Source organism: Pseudomonas sp. Pf153 (genome assembly GCF_001269775.1).
GTDB lineage: Bacteria > Pseudomonadota > Gammaproteobacteria > Pseudomonadales > Pseudomonadaceae > Aquipseudomonas > Aquipseudomonas uvaldensis.
The window spans coordinates 530321-547698 of sequence record NZ_LHVL01000018.1; the positions used below are offsets into that span (position 1 = coordinate 530321).

Here is a 17378-nt window from a genome sequence, read left to right on the forward strand (position 1 = left end):
ATGCGCGACAGGATGGGGGTATCCGGCCAGGTTACCAATCCCTGCGGCAGAAAATAATTACAAAACTTTTGTAATGAAGTCGATTTTTACCAAACGCAAAAAACAACAGGCACAAAAAAGGCCACTCTTTCGAATGGCCTCTTTTTAGACGTTTGGTTGCGGGAGCCGGATTTGAACCGACGACCTTCGGGTTATGAGCCCGACGAGCTACCAGGCTGCTCCATCCCGCGTCTGTGAGGCGGCATTCTACAGGCGAAAGCTCAGGTGTCAACCGTTAAAACAGAGCAAGGTCAAATTAACGGCCCATTCGCAGCCGATGCGGCTAAATGCTCGAAATTAAAAAGGAAATTGTCCTACAACTCGAGTCTTCAGCCCCACAAGTGTGAGTAACTGAAAAACTATCGAGCACAAAAAAGGCCATTCTTTCGAATGGCCTTTTTCAGACGTTTGGTTGCGGGAGCCGGATTTGAACCGACGACCTTCGGGTTATGAGCCCGACGAGCTACCAGGCTGCTCCATCCCGCGTCTGTGAGGCGGCATTCTACAGAGGATTGAACGGCTGTCAACCCTTGGTCCGGGAAAAACTGTTCCGCTTCAAGTGCTTAGCCTCGGAAGAATGCATTGTGACTGCCCTGTGACGCAGGCCCGGCAAGGGCTGGAGGCTATTGGAGGGGGCGTTGCAATTGAGGAAATTAAATTCCGCGTGGGCATTTCCTGCCTCCGCGAAGGATCTTTCAAACTACTGGTGCTATATACAGGTTCGGATGCGATACTGGCGGTCCGATCTGCCTCACATTCCGCTTCGCCATGACGCAACGCAAAATCATCCACGTCGACTGCGACTGCTTCTATGCTGCCATCGAAATGCGCGATGACCCGCGGCTGGCCGGCAAGCCCATGGCGGTCGGCGGGTCGGCGGATCGGCGGGGCGTGATCGCAACCTGTAACTACGAGGCTCGGGCGTACGGCGTACGTTCGGCCATGTCGTCCGGGCATGCCTTGAAACTGTGTCCGGACCTGATCATCGTCAAGCCGCGGATGGATGCGTATCGGGAAGCGTCCAAGGAAATTCATACGATATTCAGCGATTACACCGACCTGATCGAGCCGCTGTCTCTGGATGAAGCCTATCTGGACGTCTCCGCCAGCGCTCACTTCGGCGGCAGCGCCACGCGGATCGCCCAGGACATCCGTCGACGGGTGTCCAACCAGCTGCATATCACGGTGTCCGCCGGGGTCGCGCCGAACAAGTTCCTGGCCAAGATCGCCAGTGACTGGAAGAAACCCAACGGTTTGTTCGTCATTACGCCGGACCAGGTCGAGGACTTCGTTTCGACCCTGCCAGTCAGCAAGCTCCATGGCGTCGGCAAGGTGACCGCCGATAAACTGAACAGGCTTGGGATCGCCGACTGTTTGCAACTGCGCCAGTGGGACAAGTTGGCGCTGGTGCGTGAGTTCGGCAGTTTCGGAGAGCGGCTGTGGAACCTCGCTCGTGGTATTGACGAGCGCCTGGTGCACAACGACAGCCGACGGCAATCCATCAGCGTGGAAAACACCTATGACGTCGACTTGCCTGATCTGGCCAGTTGTCTCGACAAACTGCCGGAACTGATGCAAACCCTGAGCGGGCGCATGGCGCGAATCGATAGCAGCTATCGGCCCGGCAAACCGTTTGTCAAAGTGAAGTTCCACGACTTTACCCAGACGACTCTGGAGCAGGCCGGGGCAGGGCGGGATCTGGGCAGCTATCAGTTGCTGTTGACCCAGGCATTCAACCGTGGGGGCAAACCGGTGCGACTGCTGGGTATTGGGGTACGGCTGGAAGATTTACGGGGTGGGTTCGAGCAGTTGGAGTTGTTTGAGCGCTGAGGTTGCGGGGGGGCTGCACCAGGCGCTTCTTTGTGGTGAAGGGACAAATCCCCCGCCACAAAGGTTGTGCTTCAGTTCGCGCCCGGATCCGCCACCAGTCGGCCGCCATCCTTGGTCAGGGCTTTCAGGAATTCGGTCTGCAGTTCCGGATCGTTGCGGGTCAATTCGATGAGGCTCTGTTCCAGCTCGCTGGCCTCTTCTTCCAGCCCCAGTTCCGACAGGCGCTTGACCCGGTGGACCCATTGACTCACTTCGTCGTCTTCCAGATCGTCATAAATCAGCGCATGGGCTTCAACCAACTTGTTACGCAGGTTGCTGCTGACGCTCAGGGAGGAGTCGGTATGGACCTCGTCCAGGGCGTCCGTCACGCTGATCTGCAATTTACCCAAATGGCTCGGGTCATATTCGGCGAAGGGGCTTTCCAACAGATTCAAGCGCAGCACGCCGTTACGGTCGGTGCTCAGCTCGAAGGTTTGCCGGGCAGCCTTGACCTGCACCGGGCGTTCGCTCCAGGGCAGGCTAGAGTATTCGGTGCGTTTGTCACGCTGGACTTCGTCGATTCCGGCCAGGTTCTGCTGGGCACGGCCATGGGACGGCACGTTCATGAACGGGTTGAGTCCGGAAACACCGTAGCTGATCCAGTCGTGGGTCGCGCTGTCCGGCACGTTGCCGAAGGTGATCACGTTGACCACGTTTGCGCCGATACCGGCCACCAGCGCCACGGCGCCAAGGGGGATCTCATAGATTTCCCGCCAGGGTTGGTAGGGCGTGTAGCGGTCGTAATGGCGCGTGACTTCGAACTCGGTGACTTCGAAGGTCTTCTGCTCGTTGATGCGCACCCGGCGCTGCGGCAGGTCGAGCACCTTGGGTTCGCCTGCATCGATCTGCAGGCTGTGGTCGAGCAATTTGCGCTCGACCCGTTCCTCGTGCTCGCTGCGTTGCGACATTTGATTGGCACAGCCACTGACCAGCAGGGCGCCGCACAGTGCGACGCCCCTGAGGCCTAAGGTGTTTCGCTTGAACATGACGTCTCTATCTGGTGTCAGCGGCGGATACGGGCCTGGAGGAAGGACAGCACGTCGGCGACCGGCAGCGCTTGCGGCTCGGCCTCGGTACGGCTCTTGTATTCCAGGTTGCCTTCGGCCAGGCCGCGATCGCTGACGACGATCCGGTGCGGGATGCCGATCAGTTCCATGTCCGCGAACTTGATGCCGGGGCTGGTTTTCTTGTCGCGGTCGTCCAACAGTACTTCGAAGCCGGCGGCCGTCAGTTCGGCGTAGAGCTTGTCGGTGGCTTCGCGTACCAGGTCGGTCTCGTAGCGCAACGGCACCAGGGCGATCTGGAACGGCGCCAGGGCGTCGCTCCAGATGATGCCTTTCTCGTCGTTGTTCTGCTCGATGGCCGCCGCCACTACGCGGGACACGCCAATGCCATAGCACCCCATCTCCAGGGTGACCGGCTTGCCGTTCTCACCCAGCACTTCGCACTTCATCGCCTTGCTGTACTTGTTGCCCAGCTGGAAGATGTGGCCGACTTCGATGCCGCGCTTGATTTCCAGCACGCCCTTGCCGTCCGGGCTCGGGTCGCCGGCCACGACGTTGCGCAGGTCGGCCACGGTGGGAACCGGCAGGTCGCGCTCCCAGTTCACACCGAAATAATGCTTGTCGTCGATGTTGGCGCCGATGGCGAAGTCGCTCATCAGTTCCACCGAGCGGTCAATGATGATCGGCAGCGGCAGGTTCAACGGGCCAAGGGAGCCGGCTCCGGCACCGATGGCATCGCGCAGTTCGGCGTCGGAGGCCATGACCAGCGGACTGGCGACGCCTGGCTGATTGGCAGCCTTGATTTCATTCAGCTCGTGATCGCCACGGACGATCAGGGCGATCAGCTTGCCTTCTTCTTCGGCGTGCACGATCAGGGTCTTGATGGTGCGCTCGATTGGCAGGTTGTAGCCTTCCACCAGCTGAGCGATGGTCTTGGCGTTTGGCGTATCCACCAGACGCAGCTCTTCGGTCGGTGCGGGACGGGAGGTTTCCCGTGGCACGGCTTCGGCTTTTTCGATGTTGGCGGCATAGTCGGAACCGCTGCTGAAGACGATGTCGTCTTCACCGGACTCGGCCAGTACGTGGAATTCGTGGGAGCCGGCACCGCCGATGGAGCCGTTGTCGGCTTCGACAGGACGGAATTTCAGGCCCAGGCGGGTAAACACGTTGCAATACGCCTGGTGCATGCGGTCGTAGGTGACCTGCAGCGACGCCAGGTCGGCGTGGAACGAATAGGCGTCCTTCATGATGAATTCACGACCACGCATCAGGCCGAAGCGTGGACGGATCTCGTCACGGAATTTGGTCTGGATCTGATACAGATTGATGGGCAACTGCTTATAGCTGCTCAGCTCGTTGCGCATCAGGTCGGTGATCACTTCCTCGTGAGTCGGCCCCGCGCAGAAGTCACGACCGTGACGGTCCTTGAGGCGCAGCAGCTCGGGGCCGTACTCTTCCCAGCGTCCCGATTCCTGCCACAGCTCGGCCGGCTGGGTTCCGGGCATCAACACTTCCAGGGCACCGGCGGCATCCATTTCTTCGCGCACGATGGCTTCTACCTTGCGCATCACCCGCAGGCCCATCGGCAGCCAGGTGTACAGGCCCGAGGCAAGTTTGCGGATCATGCCGGCACGCAGCATCAGCTGATGGCTGATCACGACCGCGTCGGAAGGCGTTTCTTTCTGTGTGGCGAGCAAAAATTGACTGGTGCGCATGGTTGGCCGTTGTCGGTTGCTGATAACTGGAAATGACGAAGCATTGTACGGAGGAGATGCCCTGGCGTACAGGCGCGTGGCCGGTTGCCTGTTACTAACGCCGGTTTCCCCAGCGTTTAGTGAAGTTTCCTACGATTCTTCCGCCGGCCGGGTGGGTGTCGACTCCACGGGGTCGATCGGGCCCTGGCGACGATTTTCCTGGAACCAGTGCAGGGCAATCAACAGCAGGGTCGGTACGCCGAGCAAGGCGGTGATGAGGAAGAAGTTGTGATAGCCGAACTTCTCCACCATTACGCCGGAATAGCCACCGATCAAGCGTGGCAGCAGCAGCATGATCGAGCTGAGCAGGGCGTACTGGGTGGCGGAGAACTTCAGGTTGGTCAGGCTCGACAGGTACGCCACGAACGCCGAGGTGGCAAGACCGGAGCTGAAGTTATCGAGGGAGATGGTCAGCACCAGCATCTTCAGGTTCGGGCCCATGTCGGCGAGCATCAAGAACAGGATGTTGGTCGCGGCCGAAGCGACGCCGCCCGTGAACAGAATCGGCAGGATGCCGAAGCGAACGATCAGCAAGCCGCCCATGCCGGCTCCGACGAGGGTCATGATCAGGCCGAAAATCTTGCTGACGCTGGCGATCTGGTCTTTGCTGAAGCCCTGGTCGATGTAGAAAACGTTAGCCATGACGCCCATGACCGTGTCGGACATCCGGTAGGTGGCAATCAGCCCGAGCAGCAGCAGGGCCTGCCAGCGGTAGCGCAGGATGAAGTCGTTGACGGGCGTGAGCACCGGTGCCAGGCCGCGGCGCCCCATGCTCGACAGGCACATCGCCGTCAGGATGATATAAAGGATGGCCCGCAGGAAAGCGCGGTCTTCAAGCAAAAGGTCGAGCAGGCTGACGCCCTCGAACAGCACGCTGGCGAAGTCGGTGTTGTAGAGTTGGGTGAACATCGCCGGGACCGACACCAGCAGGACGATCAACACGAACACCGACGCCAACTGGTGGACGAACGTATAGCGTCCGGCCTGCAGTTGCGTGCGCAGCGGTACCGGTGGTTCGCGCATGAACACCGAAGTGAGCAGAGCCGGGACCATCAACACGCCGAACAACAGGTACGTGCCGGCCCACGCCGAGTGTTTGTAGCTGAAACCGGTGGAACCGAAACCCTCGGCGAAGTAGAGCGCGCCGGCGGTGGCCAGAAGCGCAGCGACCCGGTAGCCGGACATGTAACTGGCGGCCAGGGCAGCCTGGCGCGTGTCGTCGACGATTTCCAGGCGATAGGCATCGACGGCGATATCCTGAGTAGCCGAAGCGAAGGCCACGATCACGGCGATGGCGATCAACCAGGACAGGTGTTTCTGCGGATCGCAGAACCCCATGCCGACCAGGCCCAGGATCACCAGGCCCTGGGAAAGTACCAGCCATGAACGGCGTCGCCCGAGTTTTCCCAGCAGTGGCAGGCGCCATTGGTCGAGCAACGGCGACCAGACCCATTTGAAGGCATACGCCAGGCCGATCAGGCTCGCATACCCGATGGTTTCGCGGGCCACGCCAGCCTCGCGCAACCAGACCGAAAGCGTGGAAAACACCAGCATGTAGGGCAAGCCGGCGGCGAAGCCAAGCAGCAACAGCACGAGCGTCGAAGGACTGGCATAGGCGGCGAGGGCGGCGCGCCAGGTTTTACGGGGCATGGGCTGGAGTCTGCCTCAAAAATTGCGAAAACAAAGCGCGCACTCTAACCGCTGTGCTCTACCGGGCGCCAGCCATGACGCCGAATATCAACACGATTGTTCAGGACACTGATGCCCTCCAGGCGCAGCCGGGCGCGTTGCTCGTCCCCCGAAGCGCTGCCCGCCGGCAGGCTGATCCGACCGCCGGCACCCAGCACCCGATGCCAGGGCAGCCGGGTGTCGTCCGGCAGCTGGCTGAGAGTCCGGCCAACCCAGCGGGCTGCCCGCCCCAGGCCGGCCATCTCGGCGAGCTGACCATAGGTGACCACCTTGCCGGCCGGTACCTGCGCCAGGGTCAGGTAAAGGGTGGTGCGGCGGATTTGCGCGGCATCTTCGGGGGCCGCAGGAAGATCAGTCACGTTAGGTTTTCCTGAGAAATGTATCCGTCCGTAGATTAATTCCTACAGGAGCGGTTGAGAAATGAACTCATTCCCCCTACGCGGGTCAGTCGTTGCTGAGGTGTCATCCCGGGGGATAATGCCGCCTTTTCACCGAAAACTTGAGCCCATTATCGCTTATGTTGTCCAGAACCCTGTTATGCCTAGCTGTCACCAGCGCCTCCATGCCCTTGCTTGCCGATACCGTCTGGCTGAAGAACGGCGACAAGCTCAGCGGAAAAATCACCGTTTTCGATGGCGGCAAGTTGCTGATCCAGACCGATTATGCAGGTGCCGTTCCCATCGACTGGAACCAGGTCAAGACCCTTGAGAGCGACCAGCAGCTACTGGTCAAGCAGGACGCCTACACCGGTGAAAAAGCCAAGGCCCTGCAAGCGGCCGACGACGGCAAGGTCACCCTGGCCAACGGCGAAGGGCCCAAGACGGTGGAGTTGGCCAGTATCCAGCAGATCCTCAAGCCCAAGCCAGTGGTCGAAGACCTGGTGTGGAAGGGCAACATCGATGCCGCGTTGGATTATCAACGCGCGGAAAACGATACCGACGATTACGACATCGACTTCAAGACCTCGGCGCGCCATGGCCGATGGCGGCATACCGCCGAGGGCGAGTACAACCGGGAATTCCAGGACGACGTGGTCTCGGCCGACAACTGGAGGCTGGAATATTCTCTCGACCGGTTCCTGACGGACAAATGGTTCTGGCAGGGGCGCCTCAATTACAAGCGCGACAAGGTCGAAGACCTGGCCCGCCAGCGCGTGGTGGGTACCGGTCCGGGCTATCAGTTCTGGGACGACGAACTCGGGGCGTTCTCGCTGGGCTCGCTGTTGAACCGCACGGACTACGAGTACCGGGACGGCGGCAAGGACAATTTCTATTCCGTCGCCATGAAGTGGGACTACAACCGGTACCTCATGGGCAAGCGCGTCGAGTTCTTCACCAATGGGGAAGTGGGCAAGCCACTGTCCGGTGTCGCGGAGTACGCCTACGATGCCGAGGTGGGGCTGCGCTACAAGGTCACCGACTGGGCGTCGCTCAACCTCAAGGCCGAGAAGGATGTCATCGAGGGCACCGAGGATAGCGACCTGAGCAAGACCCGCTATACGGCCGGGTTTGGCGTGACCTGGTAACCCCGGGCCAGGGATAAACCCTGTGGGAGCGAGCCTGCTCGCGATAGCGGCAGATCAGCCATACCGAGGCTGACTGACAAATGGCTATCGCGAGCAGGCTCGCTCCCACAGTTTTTTTGTGCCTGGTTAAAGCAGGCAGGCATAAAAAAGCCCCGCTTTTGAGGGCGGGGCTTTTGCTGGATCAGGAACAGTTAGATAACTGTTACTTCTTCAGCTTGCATGCCTTTCTGACCGCGGGTAGCGACGAAAGAAACCTGTTGGCCTTCTTTCAGGCTTTTGAAGCCGTCGGATTGGATAGCTTTGAAGTGTACGAACAGATCGTCACCGGATTGTGGGGTGATGAAGCCGAAGCCTTTTTCATCGTTGAACCACTTGACGGTACCGGTTTGGCGATTAGACATGGTGTAACTCCTTGGACAAAGATAACTGCGACTCAGGAAGAACCCTGGCCGAGACTGAGTGCAAAGAGCAGGAAAAATTCTTGTAGATGGTTGGATCGAAATTCAACATATCGTGTAGAGATTCTCAGTGACACAAGCAGCACAGTGACGCCACCTTAACCCTTTTTCCGTAACGTGCCAATGGTCTTTGCGAAGGTTTCTCGGTTTTAGTGACTGACGGCGCGCACGATTGCCGGCAGGCCCCGGAAATCAAGGCGGATCGGCGAGATTTGCTCGCTGCACTTTGAACCCGTCCCATGCCCCGGTAAGATGCCGGACAGTTTTTCTCCACCTCGCTATCAGGACACCCGCCATGAGCATCAAATCGGACAAGTGGATTCGCCGCATGGCGCAAGAGCACGGCATGATCGAGCCGTTCGTGGAGCGCCAGATGCGTGGCGAAGGCGCCGACCGGCTGATTTCGTTCGGTGTTTCAAGCTACGGTTACGACGTGCGCTGCGCCGATGAATTCAAGGTGTTCACCAACATCAACTCGGCCACCGTCGATCCGAAGAATTTCGATGAGAAGAGTTTCGTCGACATCAAGAGCGATGTTTGCATCATCCCGCCGAACTCCTTCGCGCTGGCGCGTACGGTCGAGTATTTCCGCATCCCACGTAACGTGCTGACCATTTGCCTGGGCAAGAGCACGTATGCCCGTTGCGGCATTATCGTCAACGTCACGCCGCTGGAACCGGAGTGGGAAGGCCACGTGACCCTGGAGTTTTCCAACACCACAACCCTACCGGCGAAAATCTACGCCAACGAAGGTGTAGCGCAGATGCTGTTCCTCGAATCCGATGAAGAATGCGAAGTCTCCTACAAGGACCGTGGCGGCAAGTACCAGGGCCAGCGCGGCGTGACGTTGCCGCGCACCTGATTCTGACGAGCTGTCGGAATTCCTGGACGGGCAGACACTCTATTGGGGTGTACTGCCCGTTTTTGCGTCTGAGCAGCGGGCTTTCGCTCAGGAGTTGCTCTATGAAGATCGATCCGCGCATCAGTGCCGAACTGGCAAGGCTTGAGCCCAACCAGATCGGCGTCCTGGCCTGGTCCCTGCTGGCCCACCCTGTCGAAGCGGCGGGCGGCATTCCTGGCCAGCCCGATCCCGATACCCCCAACGAACAGCCTGCTGACCCTGACGAGACTGGCGAACCTGTGCTGCCGGACGAGCCGCCTCCTGTGCCTACCGCCTGATCGAATGCTGGCCCATCAACCTCTTTCAGTTGATGGGCCATATTTCGTCGTCGCCGATCACGAAAATTCTGCAGTCATTGTCCTGTTCGACACGTAAGCCTCCGGTGAACGCGCCAAAGGCCGGTAGCAGGCTGATTTCGCTACCCAGGCGAAAACACGCCAGGCGCAGGCGCTGCCGACCCTTGCCGCTCAAGTGATAGACCGGATGCACATGTCCGGCCAGGACATGACGACTCGGGTGTGGATGGGGCTCGTGCTGCACGGCGAAGGGGCCCAGCAGCAACGGCTCCGGCACGACGCGAATGTTCAGCGTCGGCGGCGGGTCACCGGCACGTTTGTCGTGGTTGCCGCGGATCAGGGTCATCGCCAGGTGCGGGTGTCGTTCACGCCATTCGGCAAGCGCCTTCAAGGTCGCCGGCGCATGGGAGCCGGGGCCGTGGAGAAAATCACCGAGGAAGATCAACTGACGGCACGGCAGGCTATCCAGCAAGGCGTCCAGCATGGCGATGTTGCTGGCGGTGGTGCCGTGGGGCACCGGCTGGCCGAGGCTGCGATAGGCGGCGGCCTTGCCGAAATGTACATCCGCCACCATCAGGATTTCCTGGGCGGGCCAGTACAGGGCTTTCTGCGGCAGTAACCAGAGTTCCTCGCCGGCGAGGCTGACAGGATAGGGTGCAGGCATCAGCGGTCACCACGATCGGCGGTTTTTTCCAGCTCGCTGACCATCCGGCGGATGCGATCGGCCAGTTTTTCCGAGCTCATGCTTTCCCTGAACCGTTCCACCAGCAAAGGGAACCCCAGCGGAGTGGGGCGCTTGATAGCGTAAAGATCCAGCTTCAAGGTATTGAGGCGTTCCAAGGTCTGCTCCAATCGGCGTATGTCCAATTCTTCCCGTAAGACTTCCTCGCCGGCCTGGGCCAGTAAAAGATTGTCGGCGTCGTACTGCTTGAACACCTGAAAGAACAACCCACTGGAAGCCTGGACCTGCCGGGTGCTTTTCGGTGCGCCGGGGTAGCCGGCGAAGACCAGGCCGGCGATCCGGGCGATTTCACGGAAGCGTCGCAGGGCCAGTTCCCCGGCATTCAGGCTGGCGAGAACATCGGCCAGCAAATTGTCGGCGCTCAGCAGCTCCCGGTTCAGGCGCTGCGACCAATCCACCGCCGTGGCGCTGAGCAGTTCCAGGCCGTAATCGTTGACGGCGATGGAAAAAGTCACCGGTTGCTGCCGGCTGACGCGCCAAGCCAGCAGGCTGGCGAGCCCCAGATGAACCTGGCGGCCGGCAAACGGATAGAGAAACAGATGCCAACCTTCCCGGGATTTCAGGGCTTCGGCCAACAAAGTGGTTTGTGTGGGTAATCCGGACCAACGCTGCTGAGTCAACAGCAAAGGTTGTACGGCCTGCATTTCCGGGCCTTCGAAGCGACCCGCAGCGGCTTCGCTCAGGCGCGCCACGACGGCGGCGGCCAGCTCGTTGGAGAGCGGCATTCGTCCACCGTTCCAGCGCGGAACGGCAGCTTTTTTCGCCTGGCTGCGTCGCACATAGGCGGTCATATCTTCGACTCGGACCAATTCCAGCAATCGTCCGGCGAACAGGAACCCGTCACCGGGTCGCAGACGGGCGATGAAACCTTCTTCCACACTGCCCAGGGTTTTGCCGCCTCCGCCCTTGCTCCAGAACTTCAATTGCAGGCTGGCGTCGCTGACGATGGTGCCAATGCTCATGCGATGACGCCGGGCCAGGCGCGCATCGGGGACGCGCCAAATGCCTTGCTCGTCCGGTTCGACCCGTCGGTAATCGGGGTAGGCGGTCAATGACAGGCCGCCATGGCGCACGAATGCCAGCGCCCAGGTCCATTCGGCTTCGTTCAGGTCGCGATAGGCCCAGGCGCCGCGCACCTCCCGGTACAATTCGTCGGGCACGAAGCCGCCGCCCAGCGCCATGCTGACCAGATGTTGCACCAGCACATCCAGCGGCTTGTGGGGAGATTCGCGAGGTTCGATACGCCGTTGGGCCACGGCGTCCTGCGCGGCGGCGGCTTCGATCAACTCCAGGCTGTGGGTCGGCACCAGCGTGATTCGTGAGGTCCGTCCGGGCGCGTGGCCGGAACGTCCGGCCCGCTGCATCAGCCGCGCCACGCCCTTGGCCGAACCGATCTGCAGCACCCGCTCCACCGGCAGGAAATCCACGCCCAGGTCCAGGCTGGAGGTGCAGACCACCGCTTTGAGTTCGCCATCCTTGAGTGCGCGCTCCACCCAGTCCCGGGTATCGCGGGACAATGAGCTGTGGTGCAATGCAAACAGCCCGGCCCAGTCCGGCCGGGCTTCGAGAATGGCCTGATACCAGATTTCCGATTGGGCCCGGGTATTGGTGAAGACCAGGCAACTGTTGCTGGCCTCGATTTCGGCGACGACCTGGGGCAGCATCTTCAGGCCAATGTGTCCGGCCCAGGGAAACCGTTCGAGGGCGGGAGGCAGCAGCGTATCGACCAGCAGGGCTTTTTCGTTCGCGCCCTGCACGCTGATTCCGTTGCCCTGTGGGATCAAGACCTGCTCGGCATGGGCCTGGTTACCCAGGGTGGCGGACACGCCCCAGACGATGAGTCCGGGGTGCCACTGTCGCAAGCGGGCCAGCGCCAGTTGCAGTTGCACGCCACGCTTGTTGCCCAGCAGTTCATGCCATTCGTCCACCACAACCATGCGCAGCGTCGATGTAGCGCTCTGCGAATCGGCGCGGGCGAGCATCAGGGTCAGGCTTTCGGGCGTAGTGATCAGCGCCGTGGGCAGGCGCCTGCCCTGGCGGGCCCGTTCGCTGGCGCTGGTGTCGCCGGTGCGCAGGCCGACGCTCCAGGGAATTTGCAACGCTTGCAGGGGCGCTTCTAGAGCCTTGCCGGTGTCGGCAGCCAATGCGCGCATCGGCGTGATCCAGAGGATGGTCAACGGTTCGGCCGGTGGCTTGCGCTTGCGCGGTTTATCTGGCGTTGATGCGGGGCGGGCAAAACGGTTGAGGGCGGCAAACCACAGGGCGTAGGTCTTGCCGGCGCCGGTGCTGGCGTGCAGCAGCCCGGACTCGTCTCGCTTGACTGCGGCCCATACCTGTTTCTGAAAGGCGAACGGCTTCCAGCCGCGAGCGCTGAACCACTGGTTTGCGAAATTGTTGGAGGTTGCCATGCCTGCCGCGTGCGCCCTGAAAGTCCTCTCTCAGTGACCACGCCGAAAGGCGAAAGGTTTAAAGATGACGGCGCAGGGCTTGTGGGAGCATGAGACTGCAGGAGCGAGGCTCTGTGGGAACAAGGCACTGTGGGAGCAAGGCTTGCCCGCGATACAGGCGTCTCGGTCTATGACAGACCGCATCGCCTTCATCGCGGGCAAGCCTTGCTCCCACAGTGTGATCCCCCGCAGTGCCTTGCTCCATAGCCTTTCCTATAGAGTCTTTTCCAGGGAAGGGCTACTTCAGATTGCCACTGAGGAACTGCTTGAGCCGTTCGCTCTTCGGGTTGCCCAGTACGTCTTCCGGCGCGCCTTCTTCTTCCACCAGCCCCTGATGCAGGAATAGCACCTGGTTCGAGACCTTGCGGGCGAAGCTCATTTCATGGGTCACCATGATCATGGTCCGTCCTTCTTCGGCCAGGCCCTGGATGACCTTCAGCACTTCACCCACCAACTCGGGGTCCAGGGCGGAAGTGGGTTCGTCGAACAGCATCACCTCCGGCTCCATCGCCAGGGCCCGGGCGATGGCCACCCGCTGTTGCTGGCCGCCGGAAAGAAACGCCGGGTATTGCTCGGCGACCCGCGCCGGCAGGCCAACCTTGTCGAGGTAGCGACGGGCACGGGCCTCGGCCTCCTGCTTGTCGACCCCCAGCACCCGGCGTGGCGCCATGGTGATGTTTTCCAGCACAGTCATGTGGCTCCACAGGTTGAAGTGCTGGAACACCATGGCCAGACGCGTGCGGATGCGTTGCAACTCATTCGGGTCGGCCACATGCATACCGTGCCGATCCTTGGCCATGCGGATCGATTGGCCGTCCAGGCTCATGGCACCGTCGTTGGGTTGTTCAAGGAAGTTGATGCAACGCAGGAAGGTACTTTTGCCCGAGCCGCTGGCGCCGATCAGGCTGATGACGTCACCGGTCCGGGCCTTGAGGGAAACGCCTTTGAGTACCTCGTGCTGGCCATAGCTTTTGTGCAGGCCTTCGATGGTCAGTTTGTACATGGAACGTGCATCCTCAAGGCGAAAGTAGGTAACCGCTACGGTAGGCTTCGGTGCCGGCGACATGGGCAATCACCATGCCGGCGGTGGCCATGCGGCGCAGCGAGCGGGCGTACAGCAGCCCGGCATTGCGGCAGTGGACGGGGGTGACGGTGTCGCTGACCGGATCGATGATTTCCGCCACCAGTTGGCCCGCCTCCAGGTATTCCCCCGGCAGGGCGCTGTAGACCAACAGCCCGCCGACGGGCGTTGCCACCGGCTCGACGCCGGCCAGGGGGGTGGCTGGATACGGCAGGTCCGGCAGGGGCATCGGTTCGCCTTCAATGGCGCCGTAGCGAATCAGGTATTCGATCAGGGCCTGGCAGTCCAGGCTCGCCAGCCCGTGGTTGACGTCGCCCTGGCCGCGCAATTCGACGGTGACCGAAAAGCTGCCCAGGGGAATCTCGAACCGGTCGCCGAAGCGTTCCTTGAGTTGCCACCAGAGCAGGGTGAAGCATTCGTCGAATGACTGGCCTCCCGAGTCGGTCGCCAGCAGGCAGGCTTCGGCGCCGATGTAGCGGGCCAGCGGCTCGACCTGGGGCCAGGCTTCGGGCGTGGTGTAGAGGTGGGCCACGGCTTCGAAGTCGCAGTGCAAGTCCAGTACCATGTCGGCGTCGCAGGCCAGCCTTTGCAGTACCAGGCGTTGGGATTGCAGCTGGGTGGCGGCGGTTTGCCGGGCAAGGGCGTCGCGCAGGCTGGTGCGGATCAGCATCAGATTATGCTGTGGGTCTTGGGTCAGCAGCTCTTCGATTTCATTGCCGATTTCTTCGCTCAGGTCGACGAACCGGCGGTTGAAGTTCTGTCCGCTTTCCAACTCGTAGCGGCCCAGGGGCACGTCCATCAGCACTTGTTCAAGGCCAACGGGATTGGCCACCGGAACGAGGACGATCTCATGGCGCAGATGGCCCGAGGCTTCCAGTTCCGCCAGGCGTTGCTTGAGGTGCCAGGCCACCAGCATGCCGGGCAATTCGTCGGCGTGCAGTGACGACTGGATATAGATTTTGCCGGCGGCTTTTTCCGGGCCGAAGTGGAAACTGTGGATTTTGCGTGCGGTCCCCGGCACCGGGGCCAGCAAGTCATGTATCTGGTGGCGCATTTGCGTGAACCTTAGTGAGTCGGGCCGAGGAAGGCCAGCCAGCGACGTTCGGCGAGGCGGAACAACCCCACCAGCGCAAAGGTGACGCTCAGGTAGATCAACGCGGCGATCCCGAATGACTGGAAGGTCAGGAAGGTAGCCGAGTTGGCGTCCCGGGCGACTTTCAGTATGTCTGGAACGGTAGCGGTGAATGCCACCGTCGTCGAGTGCAGCATCAGGATCACTTCGTTGCTGTAGTAGGGCAGCGAACGCCGCAGTGCCGAAGGCATGATCACGTAGGCATACAGTTTCCAGCCGGTCAGGCCGTAGGCCTTGGCCGCTTCGACTTCGCCATGGTTCATGCTGCGAATCGCACCGGCGAAAATCTCCGTGGTGTAGGCGCAGGTGTTCAGCGCGAAGGCCAGGATCGTGCAATTCATCGCATCGCGGAAGAAGCTGTCCAACAGAGGCTGCTCACGCACCGCCGCGATGCTGTAGATGCCGGTGTAGCAGATCAGCAATTGGATATAGAGCGGCGTGCCGCGGAACAGGTACGTGTAGAACTGCACGGGCCAGCGCACGTAGAACCTGGGCGAAACCCGGGCGATGGACAGCGGAATCGACACCACGAAGCCGATCAGCAACGAAGCGCTGAGCAGCCACAGGGTCATCGCCAGGCCCGTGACGTTGACACCGTCGCTGTAGAGGAACGGTCGCCAGTATTCCTGCAAAAGCTCGATCATCGCACGGCCTCCCGTGCACCGGCGGCATAACGGCGTTCAAGCCTGCGCAAAATGAAGTTGGAGGCGCTGGTGATCAGCAGGTAGATCAGTGCCGCCAGCACCAGGAAGTAGAACAGCTGGTAGGTGCTCTTGCCCGCATCCTGGGCAGCCTTGACCAGATCGGCCAGGCCAATGATCGACACCAGTGCGGTGGCCTTGAGCATCACCATCCAGTTATTGCCGATACCCGGCAGGGCAAAGCGCATCATTTGCGGAAACACCACGAAGCGGAAACGCTGGCCACGCTTGAGGCCATACGCCGTGGCGGCTTCGACCTGGCCCCTTGGCACGGCGAGGATCGCGCCGCGGAAGGTTTCGGTGAAGTACGCGCCATAAATGAAGCCCAGGGTGATGACCCCGGCGCCGAATGGGTCGATCTCAATGTATTCCCATTCCATGAAATCGGTGAAAGATGTCAGCCAGGTTTGCAGGCTGTAGAAGATCAGCAACATCAGCACCAGGTCTGGCACGCCACGAATCAGCGTGGTGTAGAGCTGGGCCAGGATACGCAGCAGTTTGACGGGGGACAGCTTGGCGCTGGCACCCAGCAGGCCGAGCAGGACGCTCAGCAGCAAGGACAAGGCCGCCAACTTGATGGTCATCCAGGTGCCTTGCATCAGCAGGGGGCCGAAGCCCTGCAAGCTGAAGGCCGAGAGCCCCAGACTTTGTAGGAGTTGTTCGAACATGAAGAATGCCTTTGGCAGAAAAAAAGCGCCCATCCGAGGCCGGATGGGCGCTACGCATTATTTGCCGCTGTACAGATTCAGATCGCCAAAGTGTTTTTTCTGGATTTCGGCGTACTTGCCGTCATCGTGTAACGCTTTGATACCTTTGTCCAAAAGCGCCTTCAGCTCTTTGTTACCTTTCTTGATACCGATGGCGGTCTTGGAAGGCAGCAACTCGCTGTCCACCGGCTTGCTGACTTCATAACCTTCGCCTTTTGGCGACTTCAGGAAGCCCAGCTCCGCCTGGAGCATGTCCTGGATCGCCGCATCGAGGCGGCCGGAGATCAGGTCGGCGTAGACCTGATCCTGGTTCTGGTAGGCCTGGGTTTTGACGCCGGCCTTGTCCAGCACGGCCTTGGCGTAGGCTTCCTGGATGGTGCCTTGCTCGTAGCCGACGGTCTTGCCCTTGAGCGAAGCGACGTCTTCGCTCAGGCCCGAGCCTTTCTTGAAGACATAAGCGGTTGGGCCGGAGAACAGCTCGTTGGAGAAGTCGATGACTTTCTCACGGGCTGGAGTCACGGTCATGGAAGAGATCACACCGTCGAATTTGTTGGCTTTAAGGCCAGGAATCATGCCGTCGAAATCGCTTTCGACCCATTTGCATTTGACCTTCAGTTCTGCACAGATCGCATTGCCCAGATCGATATCGAAACCTACCAGGCTGCCATCGGCGGCCTTGGATTCAAACGGGGCGTAGGACGGGTCGACACCAAAACGCAGTTCCTTGTATTCCTTGGCCGTGGCGGCGCCGGCGGCCATGCACAATGCCAGTGCAGAAAGGGTCAGCAGTGCTTTTTTCATTATCGAGTCCCTAAAACCAAAATGAGCGCATGAGGCGCGTAAGTTTTGTTACCGGTAAAGGTGCGAACGGTAAGACGGCAAAAAGATAGCAATTTCCGAACCAGAGTACCGAACAAGCGTTTAACAGCTTAGCCGACGGCCGGTGGAACGGGATGGTGCAAGGGCGTGCAGCGTACCTTAAAAAGCGCACCGGGATGGAGCGAGACGGGAGAGCAGGCTGTGCTCTCCTGCG

The 17378-nt window shown here is 60.5% G+C and carries 16 protein-coding genes and 2 tRNA genes; 4 read left to right on the forward strand and 14 right to left on the reverse strand.

Annotated features, from left to right (window positions below; all coding sequences use genetic code 11):
- Positions 1–153 precede the first annotated feature (153 nt).
- Both AD666_RS14605 and AD666_RS14610 read right to left on the reverse strand, forming a co-directional pair.
- A tRNA-Met gene (locus AD666_RS14605) sits at positions 154–230 on the reverse strand.
- 218 nt (positions 231–448) lie between these two features.
- Positions 449–525, reverse strand: a tRNA-Met gene (locus tag AD666_RS14610).
- 282 nt (positions 526–807) lie between these two features.
- Here AD666_RS14610 and dinB point away from each other — a divergent pair.
- Positions 808–1869, forward strand: coding sequence for a DNA polymerase IV (gene dinB, locus AD666_RS14615; protein WP_053152962.1), 1062 nt, complete (start codon positions 808–810; stop codon positions 1867–1869).
- A 71-nt stretch (positions 1870–1940) separates the two neighbouring features.
- Here dinB and AD666_RS14620 read toward each other — a convergent pair whose 3' ends face one another.
- From AD666_RS14620 to AD666_RS14635, 4 genes are all read right to left on the reverse strand, one after another.
- A complete protein-coding gene (locus AD666_RS14620; protein ID WP_053152964.1) occupies positions 1941–2894 on the reverse strand; it encodes a hypothetical protein in 954 nt (317 codons plus the stop codon).
- A 17-nt stretch (positions 2895–2911) separates the two neighbouring features.
- Positions 2912–4627: a proline--tRNA ligase gene (locus AD666_RS14625; protein WP_053152967.1), complete on the reverse strand. Its 1716-nt coding sequence runs from the start codon at positions 4625–4627 to the stop codon at positions 2912–2914.
- Positions 4628–4756: 129 nt separating this feature from the next.
- Positions 4757–6316: an AmpG family muropeptide MFS transporter gene (locus AD666_RS14630; RefSeq protein WP_053152970.1), complete on the reverse strand. Its 1560-nt coding sequence runs from the start codon at positions 6314–6316 to the stop codon at positions 4757–4759.
- A 44-nt stretch (positions 6317–6360) separates the two neighbouring features.
- Entirely contained in the window at positions 6361–6738 is a 378-nt protein-coding gene (locus AD666_RS14635) for an MGMT family protein (protein WP_371259593.1), read from the reverse strand.
- A gap of 134 nt (positions 6739–6872) precedes the next feature.
- Here AD666_RS14635 and AD666_RS14640 point away from each other — a divergent pair, with 134 nt between their 5' ends.
- A complete protein-coding gene (locus AD666_RS14640) occupies positions 6873–7880 on the forward strand; it encodes a DUF481 domain-containing protein (RefSeq protein WP_053152973.1) in 1008 nt (335 codons plus the stop codon).
- A 191-nt stretch (positions 7881–8071) separates the two neighbouring features.
- On the opposite strand, the gene AD666_RS14645 is transcribed toward AD666_RS14640, so the two are convergent.
- Entirely contained in the window at positions 8072–8281 is a 210-nt protein-coding gene (locus AD666_RS14645) for a cold-shock protein (protein WP_024780123.1), read from the reverse strand.
- A gap of 352 nt (positions 8282–8633) precedes the next feature.
- Between AD666_RS14645 and dcd the strand changes: the two genes are divergently transcribed.
- Positions 8634–9200, forward strand: coding sequence for a dCTP deaminase (gene dcd, locus AD666_RS14650; protein WP_017126297.1), 567 nt, complete (start codon positions 8634–8636; stop codon positions 9198–9200).
- A 101-nt stretch (positions 9201–9301) separates the two neighbouring features.
- Positions 9302–9517, forward strand: coding sequence for a hypothetical protein (locus AD666_RS14655; protein WP_053152974.1), 216 nt, complete (start codon positions 9302–9304; stop codon positions 9515–9517).
- Positions 9518–9542: 25 nt separating this feature from the next.
- Here AD666_RS14655 and pdeM read toward each other — a convergent pair whose 3' ends face one another.
- From pdeM to AD666_RS14690, 7 genes are all read right to left on the reverse strand, one after another.
- Entirely contained in the window at positions 9543–10199 is a 657-nt protein-coding gene (gene pdeM, locus AD666_RS14660; RefSeq protein WP_053152975.1) for a ligase-associated DNA damage response endonuclease PdeM, read from the reverse strand.
- Positions 10199–12685 (reverse strand): ligase-associated DNA damage response DEXH box helicase, encoded by a 2487-nt coding sequence (locus AD666_RS14665; protein WP_053152977.1) that lies wholly within the window; start codon positions 12683–12685, stop codon positions 10199–10201. Before AD666_RS14665 ends, pdeM begins: the two co-directional genes overlap by 1 nt.
- A 277-nt stretch (positions 12686–12962) precedes the next feature.
- Positions 12963–13727 (reverse strand): ABC transporter ATP-binding protein, encoded by a 765-nt coding sequence (locus AD666_RS14670; RefSeq protein ID WP_053152982.1) that lies wholly within the window; start codon positions 13725–13727, stop codon positions 12963–12965.
- Positions 13728–13740: 13 nt separating this feature from the next.
- Entirely contained in the window at positions 13741–14859 is a 1119-nt protein-coding gene (locus AD666_RS14675; RefSeq protein ID WP_053152984.1) for a succinylglutamate desuccinylase/aspartoacylase family protein, read from the reverse strand.
- 11 nt (positions 14860–14870) lie between these two features.
- On the reverse strand, positions 14871–15581 hold the full coding sequence (locus tag AD666_RS14680; protein WP_053152992.1) for an ABC transporter permease: 711 nt from the start codon (positions 15579–15581) through the stop codon (positions 14871–14873).
- Positions 15578–16306, reverse strand: coding sequence for an ABC transporter permease (locus AD666_RS14685; RefSeq protein ID WP_053152995.1), 729 nt, complete (start codon positions 16304–16306; stop codon positions 15578–15580). Before AD666_RS14685 ends, AD666_RS14680 begins: the two co-directional genes overlap by 4 nt.
- Before the next feature lie 57 nt (positions 16307–16363).
- On the reverse strand, positions 16364–17146 hold the full coding sequence (locus tag AD666_RS14690) for a transporter substrate-binding domain-containing protein (RefSeq protein WP_053152998.1): 783 nt from the start codon (positions 17144–17146) through the stop codon (positions 16364–16366).
- Positions 17147–17378 lie beyond the last annotated feature (232 nt).

Bases quoted from the DNA above. Each gene is read 5' to 3' on its own strand.
- AD666_RS14690 (WP_053152998.1), bottom strand. From the start codon at position 17,146: ATGAAAAAAGCACTGCTGACCCTTTCTGCACTGGCATTGTGCATGGCC.
- AD666_RS14640 (WP_053152973.1), top strand. From the start codon at position 6,873: ATGTTGTCCAGAACCCTGTTATGCCTAGCTGTCACCAGCGCCTCCATG.
- AD666_RS14645 (WP_024780123.1), bottom strand. From the start codon at position 8,281: ATGTCTAATCGCCAAACCGGTACCGTCAAGTGGTTCAACGATGAAAAA.
- dinB (WP_053152962.1), top strand. From the start codon at position 808: ATGACGCAACGCAAAATCATCCACGTCGACTGCGACTGCTTCTATGCT.
- AD666_RS14685 (WP_053152995.1), bottom strand. From the start codon at position 16,306: ATGTTCGAACAACTCCTACAAAGTCTGGGGCTCTCGGCCTTCAGCTTG.
- dcd (WP_017126297.1), top strand. From the start codon at position 8,634: ATGAGCATCAAATCGGACAAGTGGATTCGCCGCATGGCGCAAGAGCAC.
- AD666_RS14675 (WP_053152984.1), bottom strand. From the start codon at position 14,859: ATGCGCCACCAGATACATGACTTGCTGGCCCCGGTGCCGGGGACCGCA.
- AD666_RS14655 (WP_053152974.1), top strand. From the start codon at position 9,302: ATGAAGATCGATCCGCGCATCAGTGCCGAACTGGCAAGGCTTGAGCCC.
- AD666_RS14630 (WP_053152970.1), bottom strand. From the start codon at position 6,316: ATGCCCCGTAAAACCTGGCGCGCCGCCCTCGCCGCCTATGCCAGTCCT.
- AD666_RS14620 (WP_053152964.1), bottom strand. From the start codon at position 2,894: ATGTTCAAGCGAAACACCTTAGGCCTCAGGGGCGTCGCACTGTGCGGC.
- AD666_RS14625 (WP_053152967.1), bottom strand. From the start codon at position 4,627: ATGCGCACCAGTCAATTTTTGCTCGCCACACAGAAAGAAACGCCTTCC.
- AD666_RS14670 (WP_053152982.1), bottom strand. From the start codon at position 13,727: ATGTACAAACTGACCATCGAAGGCCTGCACAAAAGCTATGGCCAGCAC.
- AD666_RS14680 (WP_053152992.1), bottom strand. From the start codon at position 15,581: ATGATCGAGCTTTTGCAGGAATACTGGCGACCGTTCCTCTACAGCGAC.
- AD666_RS14665 (WP_053152977.1), bottom strand. From the start codon at position 12,685: ATGGCAACCTCCAACAATTTCGCAAACCAGTGGTTCAGCGCTCGCGGC.
- pdeM (WP_053152975.1), bottom strand. From the start codon at position 10,199: ATGCCTGCACCCTATCCTGTCAGCCTCGCCGGCGAGGAACTCTGGTTA.